This is a genomic window from Mesorhizobium kamtschaticum, assembly GCF_056174585.1.
Map to the genome: position 1 here is coordinate 658,455 of NZ_JBWBWI020000002.1, position 20,256 is coordinate 678,710.

The window sequence follows — 20,256 nt, forward strand, 5'->3', positions numbered from 1 at the left end:
CTTATGCCGCCTCGATATCCGTCTGGGAGAAGTCCTTGCCGATGAAAAGCAGCGGCTCATCGGCACGCTTTGCCAAAGCGTAGGAGAAGCAATCGGCAAAGTTCAAGGCGGCAGGATGACGGCCCTTGCCGTAGGAGAGCCAAGCTTGGGTGGCCAGATCAACCAATTCGGAATCAACGGGAATGATGTTGGCCCCGATCTTGTGAAGCCAGAGATCGATCTCCGCCAATGCGTGTTCGCCGCGCCTGCTGACCAGCACCATGCGTGCTTCGAGCACACAAGTCGCCGGAACCAGACGGATTGGATCGGAGACAAGGGCTTGTTCAAGCCTTGCTGCCTCGGGTTCGCTACGCAGGATCGCCACAATGGCTGAAGTGTCGATCACCATCAGTTGGGAATGCCGTGTTCGTCGTAGCCGATGATCTCCTCGTCAGTGCGATTATCCCGTTCAGGCAACCGCGCCAGTCTCTCCCGGATTGAGCGCAGCTCCGCGAGCAGGCGCTCCTGCGCAGTGTCACCGAAACCCATGCGATGCAGGCGCTCGCTCAAGGCCTGATGAATAGCCGCCGTCTTGCTGATACCCTGGCGGCGCGCGAGCTCGTCGGCCAGCGCGACGGTTGCCGGATTTTTGATATTGAGGGACACGACAGGCTCCAAAAGTCTACCTTTGCGTCAGTTTCTACCTGTCGTCGGCAAAGATGTCAATATGAACGATAATGCAACATTATCGTTCGTTATATGTTGCCGACAAGCGCAGCGCTTTTTATCCAATACTGTTGCCAAAAGCGCCGCCGTGATTCATCGTGCTTTCGATGATTCTGCGTCCTAAACCCTCTCCGCGCCACTACGCCACGCTTGCCGGTGCCCCTTCGACCGGGCCGATCGCGACGGTACCAGTCTGGCTGCGTCGGGCCACCCCGAATGCGCAAAGCCTTGCGGGAAAAGAAATTGAAGACCTCGCGCACACCGCAGGCGCTGCCATCGGCGCGCTCGATGCGGTGGTCCGTCGGCAGGAGCGATGGGCTGGCGCTTGGCGGCTGCGGCTGGCGCTTGTTGCGGCCGGCGTGACGGCACAGCAGGCTGGCCGCGTCGAGGATGAAAGCGCATTGCGCGACGCCGTGCTGCTCACGCGACCCGGCGACAATGTCGGGCCCGCCGGCCTTTTGCTCCTCGCCTGGCGCCGGCTGGCCGCCCGGCCCGCGGAGGAGCTTCTGACAAAGAGAAATCTGGCCGCGGTATTGGAGGAATTCGGCTATGCTCCCGACGACGAGGGCGTGAGCGCCCTGACGGACGATCTTCAGCAGTTGGCCGCGAGTGACGGGACGGTGGGAATAATGACCGGCGCCATCGCGATCGCCGAACGCTACGGCTTTGCGCGGACCTTCGGGCCTGGCTCGCCGACGCCTTGCTGGCGCAGCGCCTGGGCTGGGCACATGCTTTGCCGCTGCTCGGCGCCGAAGCATCCTTGGGCACAAGCGCCCGCCCGCGTCGATCGGCAGCCAGCTCCGTGGCGACAAGCATTGAGACAGATCCTGAGCGTGCGAAAGGTCTGCTTGCCGCTCAGGCGCGCGCCGCGCTACGCGCGATTGATCTTTCCGCCGAGCTCGAGCGCCGCGCGGACCGACTGCTTGCCGTTGCGCCAAAACTCAGGGCCAAGGCGGCGGACATGGTCGTCGAAAGACTCCTGTCCGACGACGCGATCGTCGCATCCGAAAAGATCGCTGGCATGAGCGACCGCGGATTGCGCCGCCTGTTCGATCGGCTGGTCGAGCTCGGCGCTGTGCGCGAACTGTCCGGCCGCGCGACCTTCCGCATCTACGGGATCTGAACGCGATGGCGGAAGCAACGCACAGACAAGGGAAGGGGCGGTCAGATGACCGTCGATCAGCTGACCAGTTGTTTGACCGAGAGCTGGATCACCTGCCGCCGGAGGTGCGCTGGCGCGAATGGATGCACCGCGTCGAGGCGACCATCTTTGCCGCAAGCGAACCGGTGTCGCGCGAAATGCTCGCCCGCATCGTCGGGAAAAGCTGCAGCATTGATCTTCTCATCGACGACATCCGCGAGGAGCTGCGCGGCCGCCCTTACGATCTCGTTTCGGTCGCCGGCGGCTGGAAACATTTGACCCGGCCTGCCTATGCAGACGCCATCCGCGCTGCTGTAGGTGGAAGTGGGAAGACGGCCGACCTTACGCAGTCTGAGGTTCTGGTGCTGATGTGCATCGGCTACTTCCAGCCGATCACCCGCGCCGAACTGTCGTCTTTCTTCGGCAAGGAGATCAGCCGCGATTTTATTGGTCATCTGCGCGGTGCCGGCCTGATCGCTTCCGGTCCGCGCAGCCCAACGCCGGGCGCGCCCTACACCTATGTGACGACAAAAGAATTCCTGCTGGAGTTCGGGCTCGACACGCTGCGCGACCTGCCGGATTTCGAGGCGCTTGAGGATGCCGGGCTGCTGTCGAAGGAGAAGTTGCTGGGCGGTGACATCATGCCAGACTTTGCCGTCGGCCTAGAGGGTGTCGGAGGCGAACTCGACGAATAGCCGCGGCTTATTGTTTGTGAGGCTTGTCCGAAATTCGTAGCATATTTCCGACGTCTCAATCGTGATCTCGTCCGAAATAGGACTAGATTGTTCGGACAAAATCCCCAGCGTTAACCCGCCAATCGCCGCCCGAAGCGGGAGTTGTCGAGGAGCCTCAACAGGTTTCCTAGGTTAGGTCGACGCGACTGATAGGTGGTTTGGAGCGTCGGCGCATGTCCCAATCACAGAGGCGTGGGGCACGTTGGACAGGTTGACCTGGCTTCGCTCAAGGTGCTCACTCCAACGACGGGGAGGGGACACGGCATTTGACCGGCCTGCGATCACTGATGCGCATGATCGCGTTTACAGGGACAGCAGGCTCAGCCGCGTTGGCCGGAGCGGAAGAGCTATCACAAGTGTTGCTCGCTATGCGGGGACAAGCTTCTTGACCTCGATCTCAGCCGAATTCGGCATGTCATCGGCTTCGTACTTGCGGACCCTGGCGATGATGTCCTTGGCGCGCGTGATCTTGTCGTTGCGCCATTGGGCCACTTCGTTCGCCGACAGGTTGTCGAACACTTTGAAGAAGTAGTCCTTCTGGGTGTAGCAGCCATAAAAGCCCAGGCCGACGATCCATTTTTCGAGGCCGTACGAATCGTAGACATAGCCGGCTTCTGCGTTCCAGAATTTGACGAGGCGGACGGTTGGCTTGATCAAATAGGAATTGTTGCCGTTGACAGTCTCGAGCGTGCTGTTGAAATCGTTCGGGTTCGTGCTTTGCCACTCATCGGGACCCTTGGGGATCTGATACGTCGTGCCCCACGAGAACAAGGCGGGCACTAGGTCGAACTTGATATGGTTGAGCTCCAGAACCACCGTGGGGCTCGATTGGTAGAGTTCGGAGTTGGCGTATTTCTGCTCGGCGAACTTACGCAGTCGGGTGAGGTAGGTCTGTGGGTTCAGTCCGCCTTTTTCAAAAACGATCATGTAGTCAACGTCCGAGTGCGCATCCATCTTGCGGGGAAGGATCGTGCCACGGGTGTGCGAGCCGAACCGGAAATGCGACGTTAGGCCATCACCGGCGACCGTGAAATAACTGGCCAGCCGGGAGCTCAAGGTCGTGACCGAGGTCGCGATCGAGGCCTTCTCGTCGGCCGAGAGCACCGCGTCGCTTGCACGGGATATGAGGTAGCTATTGACTGTCATTGGTGGGAACCTTTGTCGACCGCGTGCTTGGCTTCGCCGGCGTTAATGCCGTCGCGGGCCTTCTTAAAATCGCGGTCTGAAAAAGCAGGGCTTGCCTGGTTCAGTTCATCGCGCCGCGTGGTGAAGCCTTTCAGGGCGGTCAGCACGGTTTCGGCATCGGGCGTGTTGTCGAGTTCGACCTCGCGGAAAACGCGGGAATTGTTGCGTAGCGCCAGGTACTGGTCGCCCGAACTCTTGTGGTCAGCCGACTTCTCACCGGGTTTCAGGAACGTCATCAGCGACGTGAGGACGGCAACGCAAAGCGCCATGGAACCCGCGACGACAGGATAGTCCTTGAAAAAAGCAGCGCCCGCTGCGGTGCTGAGGATCACCGAGGGAATGCCGAAGACATAGTTCCACACCGCCCAGCGCGCTGAAGCGTTGAAGTGCGCTTTGCCGGAATGAATACAATCTTCTTCCATGCGGAGAAGTTCGTCTGTCACGCGTTCCCGCGTCACGTCGGACATGATGTCTCCTTTGCAGAGCAGAGAGAACTAGCACGCCTCGCATGGTCAAGCTGCGGAATTTCAATCTATCCCCTTCTTTCAGCGGGTTAATCTGGGACGGTCTGTCGAAGCAACAGCTGCGGCTTGGTTAGGGAATACTGCTGCCGGAGGCGCTTGACGCGCCGCAGTGCCGACGTCTCTTTCCTGCGCTACTAGCTCCCGTCGGACAAGGGGCTCGATGCGGCTGAGGCCATTTTCGCTTCTAGCCGAGAGGCCTTTTCTGGAGTGTCAATGTACTAAGAAAGAGCAGGTTTCGACCCGAAGATATGCCGCCAGACGATCTGGATTTCATTGTTGTGTCGGCGGACCTCGGTGCTGATCGTCGGTACGAGATGCGCATGGGCACAAATCAGCGCATCGCTCGACCGGTCCTGGCCGACGGTCATCCGGTACGCGAATTGAGCGATTGTTCGATTGAACCGGCGAACTTTGTGCTTATCCGTGACGTCGCGGTGCCGTGACAGGACGCCAAACGGCTGACGCTTGCTTGAACCGAGCACCAGCATGCGGGCGGTCAGGGGAAAGATCAGCTCGATGTCACCGGAGTGATCGTAGGGGGTGCGTGCGAGCAGCGGTTTGCGCGGGTCATAGGTGCACACCGGATTGTCGGAGGTGAGGAATGGGATGTCGGTCTTGTTGTGAAGAACCTCGAAGCCAAGCCTAAAGCAGAGATCGCCGAACGTCTGGAATTCATCCTCCATCGCGAGCAGAGTTTCTTGCGGATTGATGCCGACCGGGACTGTGTCGAACTGACCGGCGTAGCGTTCCAAGTCTGGGGGCAGTTTACCGATTTCCTCGAGCACCTTGCATTCGCTTCGCAGCTTAGCCTCCAGCATAAGCGCAATGCGATCACGGGTCGCCGGAACGCGCGTGCGCATGATCGTTTGCATGCCTTGGACATTGAAGGATAAAGCCGGTGAAAGACGACGTGCTTGAAGCGCACGGACGGTCTCCGGCCAAACGGTCTCGATTGGATTCCAGAGGTCTTCGAATCTGTGGTTTTCTTGACCGCCACTGGGGAGTTTCTGAGAGTAATAGTAGTTCTCGTACCCAGTTGCCCTCGGCTGCTTCGGCAGCGGTGCCTCTGGCGCCTCGGCCCGATAGACTTGGACGCGGCCGCGGTCATCGGCGAAGCCTTCCATATAGGTGACCGAGATGAAGTGGTGTTTTCGGTTCGTCCGTCCCGCCCCGCTGCGGACCGGATTGAAGATGCTAAATGGCCTCACATCGCCGTCGACGGGGACGTCTCCCCATTTGCCAAAATAGAAGGGTGACTGCTCCATGGTCCTGTGGTCGGGCTCCCCGGTCACTGCACCTTGTCGGGCATGACCCTGCGGATTGGCATCCTCAGCTTCGGTTCTTCACGAAGCGCCGCGTGGCGTCCGTTTTCACCACCCGGATCGAATTGTACTGGCAGGCGAGTACCTTGTAGTCGACGATCAGCTTGCGGGCCATCAGATAGGCCAGAGCGGGGTTTATGCGCCTCGGCTCCCAGCCGTACCGCTCGGCGACCTGGCCTGTATCGTGGGCATCAACGGGTCGTTGATCAGGTCGGCAGCGATACGCAGCGCGTCATCTTCGGGCGACCAATCCATGAAATATTTGTCGAATGTGGCAAACAGGTCCTCCTTGGGCAAGACGCGGCCGAAGCTGACGGAAACCAGATCGCGCAGCTCGTGCAGAGCGTCCTCGATGTCCTCCTCTGACGCTTCAATGGTGGCCGCCAGCTCATCTACCCCTTTCTGAGGGTGCGAGAACATTGCATCCGACGTCTCCTCAACAAAGATCTTGGCAATTGCCGTTGCGACCTTGGAGTAACCCGTCGCCGGCTGCACAGCCGCAATGGGCGCTGGGCCGAGCTGCGGCTTACGCGTCACGCCATGGATGTCGTTCACCAGATTGCGCACGCCTTCGTCTAGGCGCGCGGCATCAAGTTCTGGCGAGAGCATGCCCGACAGAAGCGGCGGCAATTCCCGTGCCGCGACACCGTAGCGAAGGGCTATGAAGCGCGCCTGCCCAGAGATGCGGCGGACCAGGCCGGCATCCATCTCCTGCTGGACCCACGGCTTCTGCATGGCGCTCGGAGTCAGCAGCACGATGAAATGCGTGCAGTTGCCCAGTCCCTCGTCGATTTTGCGGCGCAAGGAATCTCCGGAGCGGATCTCCCATTCCGCCCACCAGGTATCGATTCCATCCGCCATCAGGGCGCGCGCGACCGTCTCTGCTAGCTCGCGATCGTCGAACGAGTAGCTGAGAAAGGCTTTCGGCGAGCCCTGTTGCAGGGGCAGGAACACAGTCGACGCCTGCTCATTGTCGCTCATCTTGTCCTTCACCAGCGCGAGAAGCTGCGGCGAGCCCTCAATACTGAGCCGCAAATCGTCAAGGGCTTCTCCAAGGACCAGGACAGTGGGAAATTCGCCTGTATCAGGATGGCGAATGGCACTGAACCTCTCCCACAGCTGTTCCTTGATGCTCTCGACAGCCGCAGCTTCAAAATCCTTTGCAAAATCCCCCGAATCAAACGGCCGGCCATTGTATCGCATGCCCATATTGAGTCCTCGTGTTGGTCCCTTGATATGAACATACGCAGAACAAATATCAAAGGGAGGCCATTGAAAAACCACGGTAGATTATGGGTCCGGTACCGGAAATCTTTCGAGTTTCCGGAGCCGAGGGATCCATATCGAGGACAATGGCGTGACGGCAGGACTTGAACCTGCGACCTCCTCGCCCCTAGATAGCGGTGTCACGCACCACCCAGGTCGAAAGCGAGGCGCTCTATCCTCTGAGCTACGCCACGATCTGCCTATGCATCGTTGTCCACGACCAGCTGCGGCTTCTTACGCTTCAACCGGTTCGATCTCTCCTCAGCCGCCTTCTTGATCTCGGCGGCCTTTTCCAAGGCAAACGGCCTGGCGGCCTCGATCAGGCCATCGAAATGATAGCGGTTCGTCATGCTGCCATTTGGCGTGTTGCGCCGTTCCTCCCGGCCAAGAAGTTTAAGGGCCTCGAGGGCGGCAATGCGTTTCTGAATGGTGCGGGGCGTCACCCCGATCGCCTTGGCGATGGTTTCGACCGAGGGGTGGGGAAGGTTGTCGGGCAGCCACCAGTACTGGACCAGGTGGATGATGATGTTCATGTCGAGCGCATCGAGGCCGAGAGCCTGCTGCTTCTCGATGATGATGTTCGGGAAAGCGCTCCAGCCCGTGGCCATGAGTGCCTTGGTCCACTTCTTCTCGTTGGTGCGTAGCTTGTCGACGTCTGCCTTGGCGGTTTCTGGCTGGGCCATCTGAGGCTCCCTGTGATGAACTGCGCCGAGATATGGTGGTTTCCCGTGATGACGCAAGGGCATTGGGGACGGTTCTGCATTCAGGGGGAGGGTGTTTCAAGGTTCGCCCGGCCTATGTCCCTGGATTCAGGGGCCGGGGAACCGCGCTGCACCCAAAGAAGAGGACTTGATAATATGAAGTGTCGATCAGACCAACCGTGCTACATGCAAGCGATAAGATAGGGGCCCCCCGACCAGAGGTTCACCCGGGGTGTTGACAAAGAGAGCGTCAATACCCATACTTTGGGCGTGAGCATCGCTCCGGGGTTGGCGCCAGGCGCCAGCCGAACTTTTCAAAACAAAGGCCCGGCTAGTCCGGGTCTTTGTTTTTTATCCGTTCAAAGCAGCTGTATTTGATGCCGCAGGATGCCAGGTCTTCGGGCTGCAGGTGCGCGTCGATGAGACGCTTGTGGTCCATCAGGGCCCTGTAGGGCCGGTAGGACGGGTCATAGCCGCCCTTGGCCATCGGATAGAGGTAGAGATCGGCGATCTGCAACATCGGCGTGGCTTTGGTTCTGCCGCGGGGCTCCCCGCGCACGATGTCCCTGAACTCCTCGGCAGTTAACGACCCGTAGCTGGCGGAGTTGGCGCCGTCGAACGGCATCCCCTGCGTCTTCAGGATCCGCGTGTAGGCCACCAGGTCGCGGTCCTCGGCTTTGCCGGCGCGCTCGAAGAACACGCGCAGCTTGCGGTCCTGGCTGCGGGCATATTTGGCGGCGCGCTCGATCAGGATGCAGTAGGCGGTCTTGCACATGAACCAGAGCTGGTCCCGGTACCGGTCGCGGTAGCGGGCAACATAGCCCGGTCGGTCGATGACTGCGGCGATGCCGATCACGGGCAGCCCAAGCAGCATTCCCTGCAAGTCTCCGAGGAATTCAAAAGCGGACTCCGGCTTCTTCAGCCAGCCGAAGTCGCCACGGCCGCCCCGGATCGCCCAGGAGTGGAGCGGGTAGGTGATGCCGTGCTTCTGGCAGAAGGCCTTGTGGCGGGCATAGAGCTCATCGACGTCTTCCTCGTTGATGAGGATGCCGCCGAGGGCGAAATAATCCATTTCGTCCCGGCGCTTCTCTCTGGGCTCTCGGTCTGGCTCACGGCTGCCGCTGTCATCGAGGTAAAGGTGGATTTCGCGGTCTGTCACGGGCAGGCTTTCATTGTCCGCACAGCTTGGCTCAAAAACCGGAGGCTGCATAGCAATCTGATGACCCGGCCGGGCGAGTGGGTTCAGCGCGGCGGCTTCTTTGCGTTGCGTTCCGCTTTTGACGGATCATCCGTAACAAAGACCAGCTTGCCCTCGTTCTCAAACCCGATATCCAGTCTAGATTAGCCTTTCTCAATCGGGCATGGACGCGGATGCTTCTATGGCCAAGACCTCCAAGCCCGCGATCTCCTGCATCACCTTGCCGGCGATGCCCTGCAGATCACCGTACATTCCGACGGTCGACTCGATGACACCCTGGATCTGAGCCTCCCGCTTGGCCCAGAGGCGGATTGTGGCTTTCCTTTCCCTGGCAAGGTCGTCCTGCATATCGGAGAATTTCTCGACGATCGCCTCGACCCGGTGGCGAAACCTGGGGCCAGTCAGATAGCCGTAGACCTGCTCCATCTTGGTGGCCTGGCCGTCCTGGGCGAGGCGGGAGTTGGCGAGCTCGATGAGGGACTGCCGGAGCATGATCGCGATCGGAATCGCGCATTTGGGATGGGCGATGTAGACGCCATCCACCAGATCGAACGTTTCGACCCCCGCAGGCAGCGCCTCGGAGATCATCAACGCGATGTCTGCCTTGGCGGCGCGCTGGTCTGTCCGCAGCTTGCCCAGCCAGCCCTGGCTCCAGTTCCTGGTGCGTTTTGATTCCCACAGGATCGCGCCGCACGGCTGGCCGGCCGGTCCCACCACGCGTTGCAGCACGTCACCACCGAACTCACCCTTGGCGACCGGTTCGATGATGTCCATCGGGAACCGGCTGGCGATCAGCGACTCCAACTCGAGCTCAAGGACCTCGCCCTGAAGCTGCTGAGATCCTTGCTCGGCGCGGCGCTTCAGCTCCTCGATCTGGCGCTGCATGCCGGCGATCTGTTCCTCTTTCTCGGCCACCTTCATCTTGAGGCCGTCTTCGGCTTCGGTCCTGGCCTTGACGCGGACGGCGTCCAACCCTTCCTGGATCCTCTTTTCGATGGTCAGCGCCATTTCGCGCTTTTCATCGTCGAGCGCCCGCTGCTGCTTCATAAATTCGGCCTGCTGCAACTGCGCCGCGGCGAGCTTTTCGTCCCGCGCCCTCAGCGTCGTCGCCATCTCGCCCAGCCTCCTGTCCTTGTCCTCAAGGTCGGTCGAGACCAGAAGTTTTGCCTTGCGGGCCTCTTCGGCGGCGATGGCGGCACGCTCGAGCTTGAGTTTTTCGGCGACCTGGCTGTCGATGTCATCCCGGGCGGCGTCGATAGCCGCCTGCTTGCGTTGAACCTCCTCCTCCCTGGCCGTCATGGCGGCGTTGCTCTGCGCCAGTCGCCGTTCATATTCCTCGCGCGTGGCCGCAATCAGCGGCGCCGCGAGCGACTCGTTGAGCTTGATGTCGGTCTTGCAGCTCGGGCAGCTGATTGTCGGCTCATTGAGAGTCCTGGGCTGGACAGTCATCAGGCAAATCCTCGCAAGGGAACGTGGTGCAAAAGAACGCCTCAAAGTATACAGGATTGCAGGGCGGCCGGATAGAACAAAGAGTGAACTTGCCAGTTATCCCCCGGAGAGGTGACTTGACCGGAACTGAACCGGCCATAGGCCGTCTTCGTTGCGATCCGGAGGATATAATAGATAGACAGGGAGCTAGCGATGAATCGATCTCCAGGCATTGTGCGGAAGACCAAAGACGGCGAGTACATGGCTTTCGCTGACCTGGCAGCCGAGAAGCTGCAGGGCGTTGACTACGATTTCCTGGTTCTGGATCGAGCTTCGAACGTAGCAATTGTAGCGCCGCATGGCGGCTGGATTGAGCATGGCACGTCTCAATTGGCCACCGCCGTCGCTGGTGATGATTTCTCGCTATATCTGTTTGAAGGGCTCAAGCCTAAACGACCGCATCGCGAGCTGCATATACCGTCCGAATGTTTCGACGAAAATCAATGCGTCGGCTTGGTCAGCAAGGCCCAGATCGCGATCGGCATGCACGGCCGCGCGGACGGCGACGACCCGGAGACGATCTGGCTCGGCGGCCGGGGCAAGGAGTTGCGCGACGCCATTGCGCTGGCAGTTACGAGCGTGGGCTTCAAGGCCATCACGTCCGGCCATCGCCTTCCCGGCGAGCACCGGAACAACATATGCAACCGCGGAATATCCCGGGCGGGCGTGCAACTCGAGTTGCCAAAAACGCTCCGGGATGCGCTGGTCGCGAACCCCGAACGCCGCTCTCTATTTTCCGGCGCGATTCGCAAGGCGATTTCGGGTCATCTCTGCAAAAATGGGACGGCTTGACATCTGGGCGGCGGCCAGCCCTTCAGCCCGACGATCACGGCTTCGGTCTGAACGCCCATACCGGAATCTTGTTCTGCCTGCCGGTACAGCGCTTGTTGAAGAGCGCGATCCAGGCAAGTTGGACGTCCAGCAATTTTGCGACCGCCGAGGTAACCAACGCCTCGTCGATCGCTTCGGCGTCGCCGTGGATGAACGCGTTGCGCCTATTCTGAACGGTCTGGAGGTGCCGTGCCACCTCGGGGTAGCCGATGTCGGCCAGATCGTCCCAGAAGGTCTTGCCCCAGCGGTCGCGGTAGACCCGGTCCAGCCTTTGCCCGATGTTGGGCGTCCGGCGAAGCTCCTTGTTCTCCGGATCGTCGGCGAAGGCGGCCTCGAAAAACCGCTCCATCAATAGCTCAAAGGCGGTCCAGAACAGGATCACGATGACCAGGCGCTGGGAAACGCGCCCAGACATCCCATTCGTGGCGGTTAGCGGCCGCTCCCATTCGTTCCGCATCAAGTCGAGCAGCACGAAGATCGTGTAGGGAGCCGCCCCCGGCAAAGTGTACCGTGGGAGGCCGTCGCGGCGTTCGGCTCGGGAAACGCGTCCGGCTGCATCTGACGCTGGCAAACCGGACACGGTTGGTGCACGTCCTTGTAGAGCCCGTGACATCCCGGACTATGAACCATCGGGACCAGCCCGTCCGTCCAAGGTGACCGCACAACTTCGGACGATGTCATCGTCATCCGCGCCATCCGAGCAGTTTGAGCAAAGCGTCCCAAAGGCGCCCGACAAGGCTGCGCTTCGGCTCACGTGTCTTGAAGTAAGCTTCCCGCCGCCTCTCTTCCGACCGGCGGCCGGCAGCGATCTGCTCCTCGCTCCAGCGCGGCGCCCAGTCGATCCGACCGTCGGTGATCAGGTAGTGGGACTGGCAAGGCAGCTGCCAGTTGCCGATCGATGGGCGCAGTGTTGCGCGGCCGCCGCGCTCAGACAGCGTCCACTCGGCGGGGCCAAGCGGGACCGAGACCTTGTTGCCGCAGCCGCACGCGCAGAGATGAACGGCTACCGCAAACTCCTTGGAGACATAGAGAATGCCAGGCTCGAACTGCTTTGGTACGTACTGGACGTGACGGAGCGCCAGATCCGTCATGTGTCGCGCTCCGACATGATCCTGAGAGCGGTCGTGTCCATGAGCAAATGGTACGCCGAACTGTCGTCGACGTAAAAGCCGCGCCGCTGCTTGTACATCATGACGGCAAGAGCGGCATTAATGGCGTTCAGCTCCGCGATCTGGACATTCTGCCGGTAGGCGTTGTCTGGGTCATCTACTGTTTCGGCCAGGTTCATGGCGCGAACCTTTTCGGCATCCTCGACGCTGAAATAGGTTGCGCGCAGAGTGCCCGCCAGCGGGCCCTGTTTGCGATTAAGGCCCATGCCGACGTCGATGAAAGGTATTCCCATGCCCGCCAAAAGCTCGAAGATGTCGGCGCGGGCCGAGCCCTTGTCCACGCAAACGAAAGCAAACGTCACCCCTTCGAGCTCAGCGGTCGAGGCGGCGCCGATATAGGCCTGCCGCATGGACAGTCCCTGCCGAAAGTTCGTGTAGCGCTTTTCGGCGACAGAGGCTTTGGACTTCTGCCAGTCGTCGAGGTCCAGGGCTCCCGGCGACCGGAACGCGTTGTGCGGGTAAAACAGGTCGCCATCAAAACCGCGGATCTCCTTGACCCTGGTCTTGACCATGAAATCGAGAACATAGGAGCCGGTGCCACCAAGCCCGATGATGGCGATGACCTCGTCCTCGAAGACGCTGGCGAGATCGGCGATCTCGGCGCGGCTGGTCAGGGAGTCATGCACCTTGAACACGGAGTCCGGCACGATATCGGGATCGACGCGAAAGGTGAGGGGGGTGGCGCTGGGAAACCGCTCTATCGCCGGCCCGGAAATCAGCGCGACGTAGTGTTCGACTTTGTCGAAAAAGTTCGCAAAGCCACCCTCGGGCTTGTTGGAAAACGACCTCTGGACCACGACATCGTCATGCGACAATGGAATGGTCGTTGCACCGCCGGCAAGGTTGGGGACGGGCTGACCTTCGAGGCCGTATGGGGCCGATCCGGCAAAATAGACCTGGTGGTCATCCTGAACGAAGTGATGCTCGTCGACAGGGACGAGTTTGGCGACAATGGACCCGGTCTGAAGCACGCCCTCGTGGTCGAGGTAAGGAACGTCCCGGACCACGAGGTGCAAGGTGTCCACCCTCAGGGCATAGCCCTTTTCGAGCAGGCGACGGATATCGTCGTTATGACTGGCCAGTTCGATTAACACTGAAGACCATCCCTTCCTTGACCTTCACGCTGCCACCCGGAGCCAGGATGCCTTCCGGCTTGTGGCCATCGCCGCGCGTGTAGGTCACCGAGTAGGTGATCTCGGGGTGCTGCGGATAATCGGGGTAGGCCAGCGTCACCACTTCGGCGTAGCTGATAGTGTCCTTCTTCGGGACCTCGTAGGGGCTGCCGTCAACGATAATGGTGACGGTTTTGTCCTTGTCCTTTTCGTTCTCCTGGGTCTGCATTTTGGAGTATCCTTTTGTTGAAGCCGCTAACCGCGCGGCGGGAAGGGATCGTTGCCGTAAGAGTTCGAGTCACGGATTTGTCCGTTCGGCCTATGGATCACCACCTCGCTTTGCTGGTTGATGGCGATGTCCCTTGCCGAGGCAATCGCATCGGCTTGGGTCGGATGAAGGGAAGTGGCGCGGCTGTTGCCGGCGCCGAGCACCGCAAACTGACCGTCGCGAGGTACGACATGCTGATTTTTGCCCATAAAAGTCTCCGTTAAGGTTCGTTTGCTACAAGTGCGTACAACTATATCTTACGGCGCGGGTTGCGTCAATGCCCATGGTATGATGTTGTAGTGCCTGATCAGACGGCGTGCCGCGAAAGCGTGCGCGCCAAAAATGATTCCGGAGAAGGACTGAATGGTAGAACTGGCCGTCAAGCTGAAGCAGCTGCGTGTGCGCAGCGGGAAATCGCTGCAGGAGGTCGCCGACGCAGTCGGGGCCTCCAAGGCCCATATCTGGGACCTTGAACGCGGCGCCAGCAAAAACCCATCCCTTGTCCTGCTCAAAGGCCTTGCTGACTATTACAAGATCGGCGTCGCGGATCTGGTTGGCGAAAATCCGGCCGCGGGTCAGGAGGAACCCGAACTCGTGGCGCTCTACCGCAATCTCAGTGAGCTTTCGCCGGCCGACCGGGAAACCATCGCCTTGCTGGCCGAGCGTCTCAAGGCGAGCCGCACTAAGTGATGAACATCAGCCGCATCGATCTGGCTGATGCAGCCAGCCCCGAACGGCTCGTCCTGGAGATCCTCAAGCACGAGCCGCATCTGGCGATTCCGGTGCCCATTGAGGAGTTGTGCCTGCGCCTCGATATTCTCGAGATCGTCCCCCTGACGGCTACGAAGGCGGCCTTCTCACCTCGGCCGACAAGTTCAACGGAACAATTCTCTTCAACGAAGCGAGCCCTAGGGAGCGGCGGCGCTTCACACTAGCCCATGAGCTTGGTCACTTCCTGATGCCGTCGCATGTGCCGTCGGCCGAAGGACGTTTTCTTTGCAAGCTCCAGGACATGCGGGCGCTGAAGGGCGGGGAGTCGGATCGGCGCCTGAAAATGGAAGTCGAGGCCAATCGCTTTGCCTCGCAGCTCCTTATGCCGGCCCCAAAATTCCGGGTTGATGTTGCCGTGGGTAACCGGCTCGCCTCCGCCAAGCTACGCTTTGTCCAGGCCTGCATCGAAGATATCGATTTTGCCGCTTCCCGTGGTCTCGATCGGCGCAACACCCTGGCGCTCGCCCAGGGGCAATGGCTCACCGCCCGTGAGAACCTGATCGTGACCGGTCAGACCGGCACCGGCAAGTCATGGTTGGCCTGTGCCTTCGGCAGGCAGGCAGCCAGGCTCGGTCACTCCGTGCTCTATGTGCGCGTGCCGCGCCTGTTCGAGGATCTCGCGCTCGCCCGCCTCGATGGTTCCTTCCCCCGCCTCATCGACAAGCTCACCCGTGCCCAGTTGCTCATCCTCGACGACTTCGGCACCCATGCTCTCTCCGATCAGCAGCGCTTCCACCTCTTTGAAATCGTCGAGGAGCGCTATCAGAGAAATCCACCCTGATCACCGCCCAGGTCCCCGTGGCAAGCTGGCACGACCTTATTAACGACAGCACGGTCGCCGACGCCATACTCGACCGCATCGTGCACAATGCACACCGCATCGCCCTCCATGGCGAGAGCATGCGAAAGAAAAAAGCCTCGCCCCTCTTGACCGACTCCGAGAACACCGAAATCAATCAGCCCTAACAGCAACCAGGCTGCCGAGGACCAACCTCGTCAAACTGTCCGGACTTTTGTGAAAACGCTGTCCGGGAATTAGCGGAATCGCTGTCCAGCTTTTGCGAAGCGCGCAGCAGAACGACAAGGTGCTGCGTGACTATCGCGACTCGCTCAAATTTCCCAGACTTTCAGTCCCAACCGGGGCCATGGTTCCCGCGCACTCGCTGCTGCTGCGGCGCAAGCATGAAATCGGCGTGCCCAGTGAGATTGACGAAACCGACGCCGGCGTGTGGCTCCATGTGGAGAGGGGTACACAAGCCGCGCCGCTCTACGAGCAAGTCCTTCTGCAGCGGCAGGGCTTCGCACTGATCATGCTGTCGCGAGAGGCAGCCTCCGGCGATGACGACGAGGCTGACGAAGAAGCGGAAATGACCTCTGCTGAGCGGCTCAAACGCCGCCTACATCTTGACCGGTAAAGGCGGCTGGGCATCAAGGCCGCCCTCGGCGGTTTGTGCCACGCGCAGAACCCGCCGCGGTACTCTCACACATCTCGTTGCGACGACGTCGCCTGGTTGCGGCGCGGCAATCAACGTGAGAGCGCGACCTCTCTTCCAGATTGTCGCGTTACACCTGGTCCTCGCCAGCGGCGGCGGTCGCTCCGCAGGGTCAGGCCGGCGTCTTCAAGCACACGAACGGCGGCAAAGCGGTTGTGCCCGTCGATGAACCGGCGCCGGACAAGCGAGCTCGGCAACCCGGCCAGATGGAGAAGCAACGCGTGATAGAGGAGGCTGAGCGCCGAACTCAGCAGCTGGATGTCGTCAACGAAGGCATCGTAATCACCAAGTTCTCATCTTCCGCCGAAGTGGGAGACGTCATTGCGCCGGCCTGCGCATCGCTCAGCGAAGGTTTTCAGCTGACCAGGCTGGAACTCAAGGGGCAGGGTGCCGACAAGTTGAGCGATTCTGGTGGCAAGCGACGGCTCATCACTCTGCGGCAGCCACCGCTCGGCCCAGTCGCGATCCTTTTTCGTTGCGATCGCGTCTAAAATGCGCTGCACCTTGGCGGCGAGGTTCGGATTGGACTCGGGAGCGGGATGGAGCTTGCGATGCAGTGCTTCCAAGCCCCACACGAGACTCGCGAAACGGTGCTCCGGATACATCACTTGACCGCGCCGGTTGCCGAGATAGAGGTGCACGCCTGGACCGAAGCGGTCGTAGAGCGCGAGCCAGGTCTCGAGCACCGTGCCGAATGGTTCCCGGCACAGGCCGAAGGTGGCGAAACACTGATCCCAAATCACCGGCTCGGGTCCGCGCGGGGACCGGCGATAGTAAAGACGCACAGGTGCGCTCTTTCGGGTCCGGCGGAGGATGGGGAACGGCACACCTCGATTGCTGTCTGTGAGCAAAATCAGCAGGTCCTGGATTTTCGACGTCAGATCGATGGCATCGTCGGCAGTCAGCGTCCGCTTGGAGAGCTGCAGGCGCAACGAGGCCCGCTCCCGCCAGGCCAGCTCGCGCATCTTGAGGGCATGGCGCCCGTCAATCCAGCGGACCAGTTCGAGCGTTTGCCCGTCCAGGCTCCAGCGTTGCGCGGTGGGCCTCCGGTAAGTGGCTGTGACGGTGCGCGCGGTTTTCGTGACGTTTATGGTCCTCAAAAGAAGCCAATCCTCGAGGCCGTCGAGAGGTATCTCGAGCTGCGAGAACCGCAGGACTTTTTCCGCCTGGAACCGATCGTGAGAAATCAGACATTGGCTGGCGCGGTAGGCCTCGGTGGATGGTCCGTCCATATGGGTATTGCCACCATTCGGGATCAGTCCTGCGAGCCACACCCGCTCGTCTGTCCCGGCAAGCACCCCCGCCATGCTGCCATCAACCGGACCTTGGCGGAACAGCCGCGAAACACGATCCACCGGACCGGGCCGCCCAAGTGGGGCGTCCAATTCCAGGTCGATCCGACCGGTCTCGGATATCCGCAGCATGCCCGGGACGCTGGTGGGGTGCGCGAAATGTGTGTCCGGCACCAGCAGCTCAGACTGCCAGAAATAGCCGCGGCTTTCGACTAGGTAAGACGGCATTCTCGTTTCACTTTATCGAGGGGGACCTGCGTGACGCCCGATGTGCAACCGGGCTGGCTAGCTTAATCCAGCCAATTGCGAGCGAACTGGGCGCGGCTGCTCGGCCGGACCGTTTCCGGCATTGCAATCTGTGATCCCGGGTTGCGCCAAGGCTGACATCACGCCTAAGGCAAAGGTCAAAGGTAATCGTCAGCAATGTCGCGGGTCGCGTCCATAGGCAGGGAAGACCCCGCCGCTTATTTCGCATCGTAGGCCTCGTAGGTCATCGTAACCGTCGAGCCGATCTCCTCGGTCACTGACACCAGCCGATCTCCGGCGGCCGCAAGGACCGCGTCGCCGGGGTGCTTTTTACTTCCTGTGCGGACATGGGTGACGAAAGTGGCGTCGGAACAAAGCGCCTGGAGGGCTGCGTTGGAATTCTTGTCCGAGCCATGGTGAGGCAGGGCGAGCATCCGTACGCGCGCAAGTTCATTCTGGTAGCAAGATTGCCAGTCGCTAAGGTGGGCAGGTTTGAGCAGCTCAGCGTCGCCGGTATTGAGCCACGCGGGCTCTGACCAGCCGATAGACCAGCGATGTGGCCGATGGAGTTCCCAATGTTGATGCACGTCGGCGCTGACGACCGGTGTGCTTAATAACGACAGCGACGCGCGGTTCGAAGAACCCACATAATGCTTGTAGATGTTGCGAAGCCCGGCCCGGCCCGCGGGAGTCCGTGCATGACGGGCGACGGCATAAGCGAAAGCACCAAGTCCAGGCTGGAGCGATCCAACGAAGGTCGCACCAACCACATGCTCGATTGCCTTGACTATGCCGCGCAAAGCATAAGGCTGGATTGGCGCGCGATAGGGTTTAAGACGCAGTCCGACGGCACGGGTATGCAAGGTAATCTCGCAAACGCCGCCGTCGATGATCTGGGTTCGATCCGGCGACATCGACGCGTCGATCTCCTGATTAGGGTCCGACACCGGCCACGGCGCCGGGTTGACCACCGTATACCAGCCACGCTCGTCTTTGGGACGGTCGGGACCACGCCCCTCCGAAATTCCTGGTTCGTCACCTGGTAGGCTGCCACGAAGGTAGATGACGCGTTCAGCCCCACGCGACACGAAAAAGCCTGTAGGATCGGCCGCCAGATCAAACAGGGTTCGGTCGAGGTTGTCGCGGGCGACCTCGTGAAGAAGCAGATAGGCGAACTCGCGGTCGTTCAGGTACGGCACCATCACATTATCGATCAGAGTGCGGCTCATGAGGCTGTCGAGACCGCTTACATGGTCGGTGTCGAAATGCGACACGAACAACCAGTCGAGTGCCATCGGTGATCGACGGGCCCACCCGGTCAGATACTCATTGAATCTGGCAGTCCGCCGCGAACCGCAGTCGAAGGCCCAGTTGAATGTTCCTTCGCCGGGCACCTCGAGGTGGCCAGTGTGGAAGCCGCCATGGCCCACCGCGTGCTGAATCCATTTTACCCTGAGCATGCAGCACCTTTAGAGTCAACGATCTGCCTCGGCCAGGATTTATTCTATCCGATCTCGCTGCTGAGCAGCTGAGTCATTAGCTATCAACTGATTTTAATGTACACGCGGTAGTACAAGGCGTGACTTGGTCGTCAAGCTGGCCTTGATCAAAAGGTCCACTGCAGGGAGGGGAACCCGTGGGAAACCCAAAACGGCTGGCTGTCTTTCTGGACGGAACCTGGAACACGTTGGGCGACAACACCAATGTTTGGCGCCTGAAATCTCTCTGCGATCCGGACGATCCGCTGCAGCTGGTCTATTACAGCTCTGGTGTCGGCACCCAACTGGGAGAAAAGATCAGGGGCGGGCTCTTCGGATATGGCCTCGATCATGAGATCACCGACGCCTATGAATGGCTGATCGACCACTTCAACGATGGCGATCAGCTCTATATCTTCGGCTTCAGCCGGGGCGCGTACACGGCGCGGAGCCTTTCAGGCTTCATTTCAAAATGCGGCCTGCTCAGGCCGGGATCGCCCCTATCGGTTTCGCAGCTTTATGGCCGTTACAGGCGCCGAACCGACAAAACAATTCGCGACCTTGTAGTCTCCGGAGGAGCAAATCAGGCTTTGGGCTTGGAGGAGCAATGGGTGCTGCGCTACTCCAAGCCGATCAATATTGAGTTCGTAGGCGTGTGGGACACTGTCGGATCTCTCGGCATCCCCGTCGGCAAAAAGCGCAATATCGAGAAATATCGGTTCCTTGAAACCCATCTCAGGCTAAGCAATGTAAACGCCTATCAAGCGTTGGCCGTCGACGAACATCGCGCGTCCTTTGCCCCGACGCTGTGGACCAGGACGGACGTGATTGGCAGTTCCAATCCCGCGCCGGCCAGACCTATGGCAAACGTAGAGCAACGATGGTTCGTGGGGGCGCATGCAAATGTGGGAGGAGGTTATGCAAGCGATTTGCTGGCCCAGATTCCTCTGAAGTGGCTTATGACAAAGGCCCAAGCCCATGGCCTGAAATTCCGAGCGGATGTCGACGTCGGGGGCGACAATGCCCTCCCGCCGATCACAGATTCATACGCAGGGTTCCTCGGTGGCATCTACCGGCGGTTCAGCAGTCCCTACTACCGGCCGATCGGCGCAGCCGCCCAGACCGGCACCGGCGCCACGACGTCGACGATCAACGAGACCGTCGATAAGAGTGTTTTCGATCGCTGGCAGGCCGACACCTCCTACCGACCCCAAAACTTGCAGGAATGGGCTAAGAGGGTCGGAGCTGATCCGTCCGGGATTACCCAATCGGTCCTCGCCGCCGATCCGAAGGTCGTCGCACCGGTTGCGTAGGTAATGACGTTCCTGACTC

Annotated in this window: 22 protein-coding genes, 1 tRNA gene and 3 pseudogenes; 9 read left to right on the forward strand and 17 right to left on the reverse strand. The window is 60.4% G+C overall.

What is annotated here, in order from left to right; genetic code table 11:
* Nucleotide 1: 1 nt before the first annotated feature.
* Together AC0V7N_RS38900 and AC0V7N_RS38905 are read right to left on the reverse strand one after the other, a co-directional pair.
* The gene (locus tag AC0V7N_RS38900) at nt 2–388 is read right to left on the reverse strand and encodes a type II toxin-antitoxin system VapC family toxin (protein WP_258581088.1); all 387 of its coding nucleotides are present in this window, start codon (nt 386–388) and stop codon (nt 2–4) included.
* A complete protein-coding gene (locus AC0V7N_RS38905; protein ID WP_258581089.1) occupies nt 388–645 on the reverse strand; it encodes a type II toxin-antitoxin system VapB family antitoxin in 258 nt (85 codons plus the stop codon). Before AC0V7N_RS38905 ends, AC0V7N_RS38900 begins: the two co-directional genes overlap by 1 nt.
* Nucleotides 646–812: 167 nt before the next feature.
* Here AC0V7N_RS38905 and AC0V7N_RS38910 point away from each other — a divergent pair.
* Nucleotides 813–1,828, forward strand: a pseudogene (locus AC0V7N_RS38910) (DUF1403 family protein).
* A 5-nt stretch (nt 1,829–1,833) separates the two neighbouring features.
* Nucleotides 1,834–2,541 carry an SMC-Scp complex subunit ScpB gene (gene scpB, locus AC0V7N_RS38915; protein ID WP_496628191.1) on the forward strand — a complete coding sequence of 236 codons (708 nt, stop codon included), beginning with the start codon at nt 1,834–1,836 and terminating at the stop codon, nt 2,539–2,541.
* 405 nt (nt 2,542–2,946) lie between these two features.
* Here scpB and AC0V7N_RS38920 read toward each other — a convergent pair whose 3' ends face one another.
* From AC0V7N_RS38920 to AC0V7N_RS38955, 8 genes are all read right to left on the reverse strand, one after another.
* Nucleotides 2,947–3,726, reverse strand: coding sequence for an SMODS domain-containing nucleotidyltransferase (locus AC0V7N_RS38920; RefSeq protein WP_496628192.1), 780 nt, complete (start codon nt 3,724–3,726; stop codon nt 2,947–2,949).
* Nucleotides 3,723–4,232, reverse strand: coding sequence for an SLATT domain-containing protein (locus AC0V7N_RS38925; protein ID WP_023679075.1), 510 nt, complete (start codon nt 4,230–4,232; stop codon nt 3,723–3,725). The genes AC0V7N_RS38920 and AC0V7N_RS38925 overlap by 4 nt, the downstream gene beginning before the upstream one ends.
* 275 nt (nt 4,233–4,507) lie before the next feature.
* Entirely contained in the window at nt 4,508–5,554 is a 1,047-nt protein-coding gene (locus AC0V7N_RS38930; RefSeq protein ID WP_496628193.1) for a DUF4238 domain-containing protein, read from the reverse strand.
* Nucleotides 5,555–5,746: 192 nt separating this feature from the next.
* Nucleotides 5,747–6,820: a TIR domain-containing protein gene (locus AC0V7N_RS38935; protein WP_496628194.1), complete on the reverse strand. Its 1,074-nt coding sequence runs from the start codon at nt 6,818–6,820 to the stop codon at nt 5,747–5,749.
* Between the two features lie 146 nt (nt 6,821–6,966).
* Nucleotides 6,967–7,071: transfer RNA gene (locus AC0V7N_RS38940), tRNA-OTHER, on the reverse strand.
* Between the two features lie 6 nt (nt 7,072–7,077).
* Nucleotides 7,078–7,560, reverse strand: coding sequence for a helix-turn-helix domain-containing protein (locus AC0V7N_RS38945; protein WP_023679072.1), 483 nt, complete (start codon nt 7,558–7,560; stop codon nt 7,078–7,080).
* A 349-nt stretch (nt 7,561–7,909) separates the two neighbouring features.
* Entirely contained in the window at nt 7,910–8,737 is an 828-nt protein-coding gene (locus tag AC0V7N_RS38950) for a DUF3800 domain-containing protein (RefSeq protein WP_091600501.1), read from the reverse strand.
* 192 nt (nt 8,738–8,929) lie between these two features.
* Entirely contained in the window at nt 8,930–10,225 is a 1,296-nt protein-coding gene (locus AC0V7N_RS38955) for a DUF2130 domain-containing protein (RefSeq protein WP_496628195.1), read from the reverse strand.
* A 192-nt stretch (nt 10,226–10,417) separates the two neighbouring features.
* On the opposite strand from AC0V7N_RS38955, the gene AC0V7N_RS38960 reads away from it, so the two are divergent.
* Nucleotides 10,418–11,056, forward strand: a complete 639-nt coding sequence (locus AC0V7N_RS38960) for a poly-gamma-glutamate hydrolase family protein (protein WP_496628196.1) — start codon at nt 10,418–10,420, stop codon at nt 11,054–11,056.
* Nucleotides 11,057–11,090: 34 nt separating this feature from the next.
* Here the strand turns inward: AC0V7N_RS38960 and AC0V7N_RS38965 are convergent, their stop codons facing one another.
* The 5 genes from AC0V7N_RS38965 to AC0V7N_RS38985 form a co-directional block, all read right to left on the reverse strand.
* Nucleotides 11,091–11,567, reverse strand: coding sequence for a hypothetical protein (locus AC0V7N_RS38965; RefSeq protein WP_496628197.1), 477 nt, complete (start codon nt 11,565–11,567; stop codon nt 11,091–11,093).
* Between the two features lie 211 nt (nt 11,568–11,778).
* Nucleotides 11,779–12,186, reverse strand: coding sequence for a ubiquitination-like system serine protease family protein (locus tag AC0V7N_RS38970; RefSeq protein WP_496628198.1), 408 nt, complete (start codon nt 12,184–12,186; stop codon nt 11,779–11,781).
* Nucleotides 12,183–13,358: a DUF6791 domain-containing protein gene (locus AC0V7N_RS38975; RefSeq protein WP_496628199.1), complete on the reverse strand. Its 1,176-nt coding sequence runs from the start codon at nt 13,356–13,358 to the stop codon at nt 12,183–12,185. The genes AC0V7N_RS38970 and AC0V7N_RS38975 overlap by 4 nt, the downstream gene beginning before the upstream one ends.
* Nucleotides 13,333–13,605 carry a multiubiquitin domain-containing protein gene (locus tag AC0V7N_RS38980; protein WP_120018640.1) on the reverse strand — a complete coding sequence of 91 codons (273 nt, stop codon included), beginning with the start codon at nt 13,603–13,605 and terminating at the stop codon, nt 13,333–13,335. The genes AC0V7N_RS38975 and AC0V7N_RS38980 overlap by 26 nt, the downstream gene beginning before the upstream one ends.
* 26 nt (nt 13,606–13,631) lie before the next feature.
* Nucleotides 13,632–13,853: a DUF2188 domain-containing protein gene (locus AC0V7N_RS38985; protein WP_496628200.1), complete on the reverse strand. Its 222-nt coding sequence runs from the start codon at nt 13,851–13,853 to the stop codon at nt 13,632–13,634.
* Between the two features lie 154 nt (nt 13,854–14,007).
* On the opposite strand from AC0V7N_RS38985, the gene AC0V7N_RS38990 reads away from it, so the two are divergent.
* The 5 genes and pseudogenes from AC0V7N_RS38990 to AC0V7N_RS39010 all read left to right on the forward strand — a co-directional run bounded on the left by AC0V7N_RS38990 (nt 14,008) and on the right by AC0V7N_RS39010 (nt 15,830).
* Nucleotides 14,008–14,334, forward strand: coding sequence for a helix-turn-helix domain-containing protein (locus tag AC0V7N_RS38990; protein WP_496628201.1), 327 nt, complete (start codon nt 14,008–14,010; stop codon nt 14,332–14,334).
* A complete protein-coding gene (locus AC0V7N_RS38995; RefSeq protein WP_496628454.1) occupies nt 14,331–14,579 on the forward strand; it encodes a hypothetical protein in 249 nt (82 codons plus the stop codon). The genes AC0V7N_RS38990 and AC0V7N_RS38995 overlap by 4 nt, the downstream gene beginning before the upstream one ends.
* Nucleotides 14,531–14,701, forward strand: a pseudogene (locus AC0V7N_RS39000) (ImmA/IrrE family metallo-endopeptidase); the annotation flags it as partial. The gene AC0V7N_RS38995 and the pseudogene AC0V7N_RS39000, both read left to right, overlap by 49 nt.
* A 69-nt stretch (nt 14,702–14,770) precedes the next feature.
* Nucleotides 14,771–15,381: pseudogene (gene istB / locus AC0V7N_RS39005) on the forward strand (IS21-like element helper ATPase IstB); the annotation flags it as partial.
* Between the two features lie 119 nt (nt 15,382–15,500).
* Nucleotides 15,501–15,830, forward strand: coding sequence for a hypothetical protein (locus AC0V7N_RS39010; protein WP_496628202.1), 330 nt, complete (start codon nt 15,501–15,503; stop codon nt 15,828–15,830).
* A 371-nt stretch (nt 15,831–16,201) separates the two neighbouring features.
* Here AC0V7N_RS39010 and AC0V7N_RS39015 read toward each other — a convergent pair whose 3' ends face one another.
* Together AC0V7N_RS39015 and AC0V7N_RS39020 are read right to left on the reverse strand one after the other, a co-directional pair.
* Entirely contained in the window at nt 16,202–17,428 is a 1,227-nt protein-coding gene (locus AC0V7N_RS39015) for an ApeA N-terminal domain 1-containing protein (RefSeq protein WP_496628203.1), read from the reverse strand.
* A gap of 236 nt (nt 17,429–17,664) precedes the next feature.
* Nucleotides 17,665–18,906, reverse strand: a complete 1,242-nt coding sequence (locus AC0V7N_RS39020) for a hypothetical protein (RefSeq protein ID WP_496628204.1) — start codon at nt 18,904–18,906, stop codon at nt 17,665–17,667.
* Nucleotides 18,907–19,082: 176 nt separating this feature from the next.
* Between AC0V7N_RS39020 and AC0V7N_RS39025 the strand changes: the two genes are divergently transcribed.
* Nucleotides 19,083–20,237, forward strand: a complete 1,155-nt coding sequence (locus AC0V7N_RS39025) for a phospholipase effector Tle1 domain-containing protein (protein ID WP_496628205.1) — start codon at nt 19,083–19,085, stop codon at nt 20,235–20,237.
* The last annotated feature ends 19 nt before the right edge of the window (nt 20,238–20,256 follow it).